The following is a 6226-nucleotide window of genomic DNA, read 5'->3' as shown; positions in this document are numbered from 1 at the left end:
GCATCCAGCGCAGCGCACAGTCGATGATGTAGCGGCGCACTTCGTCGGAATCCGGGCCATCGATGTTGATGGCATTGCCCCACGGGTTATGTGCCCCCGACAGATACGGCCCGAAGCGGGGAAGGTAGTTGCCGGACGGACCCAGGTGGTTGAAGACGACGTCGATCAGTACCCCCAGGCCCCGGCCGTGGCAGGCATCGACAAAGCGCGCCAAGCCGTTCGGGCCGCCGTAGGGCTCATGCACGGCGTACCACAGCACCCCGTCATAGCCCCAGCCGTGCGTGCCGGAAAAGGCGTTGACCGGCATGAGTTCGACGAAGTCGACACCCAGGTCGACCAGGTGATCCAGTTTGGCGACGGCGGAATCGAAGGTGCCGGCGGGCGTGAAAGTGCCGACGTGCATTTCATAGATCACCGCACCTTCGACGGGCCGTCCCGCCCAGTCGTGGTCGGTCCAGGTCAGGCTCTCCTCGTCCCACACCGCCGAGCGCGCGTGCACGCCGTCGGGCTGGCGGGCCGACCGCGGATCGGGGAGAACCTGCGGGTCGTCATCGAGCAGAAACCCGTAGCGGGCATCGGGCGCCACGTCGAGCCTCGCCCGCCACCACCCACCGTCGGAACGGTCCATCGGATGCGCTACCCCGTCGACATCGAGACCCACGACTGCCGGGGTTGGTGCCCAGACGGCGAACTCAGTCATCGACACGCTCCAGCAGCACAACCGGCAGTTCGGCGCACAGCTCGACTGCTCGCACCATTCCGTTGTGGCTGGCGCCGGAGAGCGCGTCAGACCACGTCCCGGGGGGCAGCGGGAGAGCCGTATCGCCCCATCCGGTGCCCTGCAGGCGCACCGTCCAACGGCTGACCGCCACCACCACGTCGTCGCCCCGGCGAAAGGCCACGAGATGTTCTGACGCCGGTCCTGACGCCTGCACCGGGTGGTAGCCGCCGCGCAGGAAGCTGTCGGGACGGGCTCGCCGCATTCGCAGTGCCGCAACGACCACCCGCATTTTCGGGTGATGCAAGGCCTCCAGCGCTGCGCGGCGTGCGCCGTAGTCGACCGGCCGCCGATTGTCCGGGTCGACCAAGCTGTCATCGCAGAGCTCGGTGCCCTGATAGACGTCCGGGACGCCGGGGACGGTCAAGGACAGCAGTTTCTGCCCCAGGATGTCGCTGTCGATGTGCGGAGCGAGTTCGGCGACGAACTCGGTCAGTTCCTGCGCGATAGGACCATCGAGGATGTCGTCGAGCCACTGGTGCAGCGCGCCCTCGAACGCTGCGTCGGGATCGTGCCACGATGTCCGCCGGTCCGCCTCGCGAACCGCCTTTTCGGCATAGGCATGCAGTCGCTCGCGCACTGCCGTGCTCACTCGACCGTCGAGTGGCCACACCCCGAAGATGTTCTGCCACAGGAAGAGCCCGGTGGCCAGATCGGGTGAGGGAGCCCTCGATTCCCAACGAGCGACGAACTCCGCCCACAACGACGGCACCTGCGACAACACGCCGATGCGTGCCCTGACATCCTCGCCGCGTTTGGTGTCGTGGGTGGACAGCGTGGTCATCGTGTGCGGCCAGTGCCGAGCCCGCGTGGCGGCCCGATGATGAAACTCGGCCGAGCCCACACCGAAATACTGCGGGCTGCCGCCGACTTCGTTGAGCGACACCAGCCTGGCATCCCGGTAGAACAGGCAGTCTTCGGTCGCCTTGGCGGTCACCGCTCCGCACAGCTGTTGCAGCCGCACCGCTGCTTCCCCACCGTCGGCCAGCGCAGCCGCGAGCAGTGCAAGCGGCTCGTCGAGTTCTGGCTGCTGCGCCAGCGTATGTGCTAGCGCCACCGGCACTATCGTCGCCAACCCGGGATAGTCGCTGCGATACACCCCGATGTGACCGAGCAAGGCCACGATGGCATCGGACAACAGCGGATGCTCGGCGCCGGTAGCGCTCACCACACAACGACATAGCCGCGCCAGCTCGCTGCCCAGCGTCTCGGCAGCCGCGAGCTCCTTCTGCTCGGCCAGCAGGTTCGGCATCGCGCGGTAGTCGACACCGGCGGTTTCACACAGCTCGGTCAGCGCCGGCTCACCGTTGGGGTCGATGAACAACCCACCGATCTCCCGTAGTGCGTCGTAACCGGTGGAGCCGGCGACCGGCAGGCTGGGATCGAGCGCCTCGTCAACGGCCAGAATCTTTTCGATGACGATCCAGGCATCCGGTCCGATCAGCGCGCGCAGCCGGTGCAGATATCCCTGCGGATCCGACAGGCCATCCGGGTGATCGACCCGCACGCCATCGATGAGCCGAGCGTCGAACCAGCGCGCCGGCTCGGCGTGCCAGGCGTCGAAAACCGCTCGATCCTCCTGACGCAGGCCGGCCAACGACGTGATCGAAAAGAAGCGGCGGTAGCCACAGCTACCGCTGCGCCAGCCGACCAGTCGATAGTGCTGGCGATCGTGGACTTCGGCGCCGCTGCCGGCGCCGGTTCCGGGTGCGATCGGAAACACCAGGTCACCCAGGCGTAGGGACTCGCCATCCACGGTCAGGTCGGCAGTATCGCCGTCAGAGCCCAGTACCGGCAGAATGATTCGGCCGTCACCGAGGCTCCAATCGATGTCGAAGAACGCGGCGTACCGGGAGGATCGGCCGTGCTTCAGCACGTCCCACCACCATGGGTTCTGCTCCGGCCGTTGTACCCCGACGTGATTGGGCACGATATCGACGATCAGGCCGATGCCGCGGGCACGCGCGGCCGCTGACAGCCGCGCCAGCCCCTGCGCGCCACCCAGTTCCGCAGAGACGGTGGTCGGATCGACGACGTCGTAGCCGTGTGTCGATCCGCGCACCGCCGTCATGATCGGCGAGAGGTAAAGGTGCGAAATGCCAAGTGCATCGAAATAGTCGAGTAGATTCTCGGCGTCCGCGAAGGTGAACGTGAACCCGCTTTCTGCGCCCCGCAGCTGCAACCGGTAGGTGGACAGCACCGGGCTGGCCATGCGTCAGCGCACTTTCCGCAGGACGAGCAGCGAACGCCCCGGGACGGGCAGCTCGCCCCCAGGCTGCACGGCCTGCTCAGCCGGGGATGCCGGCTCCGCGGTGTCCAATTCGGTGGTCCATTCTTGGGCGTAATCCTTTCCGGGAACGACGAACTCGACCGTCTCCTCGTGCGCATTGAAGCACAGCAGGAACGAGTCATCCACCACTCGCTGCCCGCGCATGTCAGGCTCGCGGATCGCCTCTCCGTTGAGAAAGACCATGATGCACTTGTCGAAGCCGTTGTCCCAGTCGTCTTGACTCATCTCATGGCCGGCGGGGGTGAACCAGGCGATGTCGCCGATCTCGCCGTCGTGGCGTACCGGGCGGCCCTCGAAGAACCGGCGACGGCGAAACACCGGATGTTCTTTGCGAAGCTGCGTCACCCGGCGGGTGAAGGCCAGCAGATCGGCATTGGTCTCGGCCAGCGACCAGTCCATCCAGGAGAGTTCGGAGTCCTGACAGTAAGTGTTGTTGTTCCCCTGCTGAGTGCGCCCCAGCTCATCGCCGTGCGCGATCATCGGTGTGCCTTCGGACAGCAGCAGGGTGGCCAGGATGTTGCGCATCTGGCGGGCCCGTAGTTCCTGGACGTCCGGATCATCGGTGTGGCCTTCGACACCGCAGTTCCACGACCTGTTGTGGCTCTCGCCATCGGTGTTGTCGTCGCCGTTGGCCTCATTGTGTTTTTCGTTGTAGGAGACCAGATCGTGCAAGGTGAATCCGTCGTGGGCGACGACGAAGTTGATGCTGGCACCCGGCCGGCGCCCGGTGGCCTCGTAGAGATCTGATGAGCCGGTGAGCCGCGAGGCGAACTCTCCCAACGTCTCCGGTTCGCCACGCCAATAGTCGCGCACGGTGTCGCGGTACTTTCCATTCCACTCGGTCCACAGGCCGGGAAAATTGCCGACCTGATAACCGCCCTCGCCGACGTCCCACGGCTCGGCGATCAACTTGACCTGGCTGACCACCGGGTCCTGCTGAATCAGGTCGAAGAACGCCGAAAGGCGGTCCACATCATAGAATTCGCGGGCCAAGGTCGACGCCAGGTCGAAGCGGAACCCATCGACGTGCATCTCGGTCACCCAGTAGCGCAGTGAGTCCATGATCAGCTGCAGTGCGTGCGGATGGCGCGCGTTGAGGCTGTTGCCGGTGCCGGTGTAGTCCATGTACATGCTTCGGTCGTCGTCGACAAGCCGGTAGTAGGCGGCATTGTCGATTCCGCGGAAGTTGATGGTCGGCCCGAGGTGGTTGCCCTCGGCAGTGTGGTTGTAAACCACGTCGAGGATCACTTCGATGCCGGCTTCGTGCAGGGTGCGCACCATGGTCTTGAATTCCGCGACCGCTGCCCCCGGCTGCCGGCTTGCCGCGTATTGGCTGTGCGGGGCGAAGAACCCGAATGTGTTGTAGCCCCAATAGTTCCGCAGACCCATCCGCAGCAAGCGGTCGTCGTGCATGAACTGGTGTACCGGCATCAGCTCGACAGCGGTGACATTGAGCGACTGCAGGTGGTCGATGACGACCGGGTGAGCCAGACCGGCATAGGTGCCGCGCAGTTCCTCGGGGATAGCGGGATGGGTCTGCGTCATACCCTTGACGTGGGTCTCGTAGATGATCGTCTCGTTGTACGGGGTCTTCGGCGGTCGATCGGTTGCCCAGTCGAAGTACGGGTTGATCACCACGCTGGTCATGGTGTGCCCGAGCGAGTCGACTCTGGGCAGCGTCTCGGCCCGCGGCGGGTCGTCTCCGGCTGCCATGTCGTAGGAGAAAAGCGCCTGCTCGAAGTCGAAGTCGCCGGTGAACGCCCTGCCGTACGGGTCCAGCAACAGTTTGCTGGGATCACAGCGATGTCCGGCCGGCGGGTCGAAGGGCCCGTGTACCCGAAAGCCGTAGTTCTGTCCCGGTGACACCGTCGGCAGGTAGGCGTGCCAAACGTAGCCGTCCACCTCTTCGAGCGGTACGCACGTCTGCGCGCCGTCTTCGTCGATCAGGCACAGATCGACTCGCTCGGCGATCTCCGAGAAAAGGGCGAAGTTGGTTCCGCCGCCGTCGTAGCTGGCCCCGAGCGGCGCGCTGGCGCCCGGCCAGACGGTGTGCGAGGCCGGCGGGTTCTCGGCTGGATCACTGACCGCTGCGGTCCCCGTCGCCGGATTTCGGGTACTGCCCATGCTCACCCAATTTCGTCAGGAATTTCGATATTTCGATGCTGCGGCGCCGACCGGGTTGTGGCTACCCGCCTGCCGGCCGGTCAAACTATCGCCGTCTCCGACCCTACGGACCGGTTCGGTGCTGGCTGTTGAAATGCACCTCAGGCGGGTATAGGCGTGGTGTGGCGCCCGATGACCTACGCCGGCTGGCGACCGCGCACGGCGTAGCCACCGCCTACCGCAACGAACGGCGCGAGATGGTGCAGGTGGACGAAGACGTGGTGGTCCGGGTTCTTCGGCTGCTCGAGGTCGAGGCGCGCAGTGCGGCCGACCGCCGCCATGAGTTGGCCAGGCTGGATGAACGCGAGCGTGCGGGCGTTTCGCCTCCGACAGCCGCTGTGCGGGTGACCGGACGCCCCCTACCGTTTTCCGGAGCCGCCGCACTGGTGAGCGAGGGCGGCGAGCGCACCGCAGTGCGCGATGAACTGCCCGCCGATCTGTCGCCCGGCTGGTATCAGCTTCAGCTGCGCGATGGCCAGGAAGTCACGCTGGTGGCGGCTCCCGCCCGGGTGCCGCGGGCACCGCTCACCTGGGGATGGATGCTGCAGCTCTACGCGTTGCGATCCGCGCGCTCCTGGGGCATCGGGGACTTGGCGGACCTGCGGGACTGGGTGAGGTGGACAGCCGCCGAGCACGGCGCCGGGGCGGTGCTGCTCAATCCGCTGCACGCACCGGGACCGACGTATCCGGTGCAGCCGTCGCCGTATACGCCTTCGAGCCGGCAGTTCGCCAACCCGCTCGCCCTGTGCATCGCTGACCTCGCCGCCTACCAGCGCGCCGACTCGGCCACCCGGGCAGAAGTCGACGCGCTGCGGGTCGCTGCGGACACCGCACGAATCGACTACGACCTCGTCTGGGCCGCCAAGCGCGCGGCCCTGGAGTTGCTCTGGCGTTCTGAAGGGCGCCCCTGCCCGCTCGACGAGTCGTCGCGGACTCGGGCGTTGCGTGACTGGGCGACCTACTGCGCGCTGGCCGAACGCTGTCTCTTATACACA

At 66.1% G+C, this 6226-nt stretch carries 4 protein-coding genes; 1 reads left to right on the top strand and 3 read right to left on the bottom strand.

All coding sequences use genetic code 11. The annotated features are described in order from the left end of the window. From LI94_RS19800 to glgX, 3 genes are all read right to left on the bottom strand, one after another. Positions 1 to 700, bottom strand: a 700-nt coding sequence (locus LI94_RS19800; protein WP_046302270.1) for an alpha-amylase family glycosyl hydrolase, incomplete at its 3' end; no start/stop codon positions are given. After that, positions 693 to 2990, bottom strand: a complete 2298-nt coding sequence (gene treY, locus LI94_RS19795) for a malto-oligosyltrehalose synthase (protein ID WP_046302269.1) — start codon at positions 2988 to 2990, stop codon at positions 693 to 695. The genes LI94_RS19800 and treY, both read right to left, overlap by 8 nt. 3 nt (positions 2991 to 2993) lie before the next feature. Then, the gene (gene glgX, locus LI94_RS19790) at positions 2994 to 5192 is read right to left on the bottom strand and encodes a glycogen debranching protein GlgX (RefSeq protein ID WP_046302268.1); all 2199 of its coding nucleotides are present in this window, start codon (positions 5190 to 5192) and stop codon (positions 2994 to 2996) included. Positions 5193 to 5353: 161 nt separating this feature from the next. On the opposite strand from glgX, the gene LI94_RS19785 reads away from it, so the two are divergent. Further along, the coding region (locus tag LI94_RS19785) for a 4-alpha-glucanotransferase (protein ID WP_046302267.1) at positions 5354 to 6226 on the top strand (873 nt) is incomplete at its 3' end.

The organism is Mycobacterium sp. UM_Kg27 (genome assembly GCF_000972905.1).
Taxonomy (GTDB): Bacteria; Actinomycetota; Actinomycetes; order Mycobacteriales; family Mycobacteriaceae; genus Mycobacterium.
The sequence above is the reverse complement of the archived record's forward strand: the minus strand, read 5'-3'. Positions and strand labels throughout refer to the sequence as shown.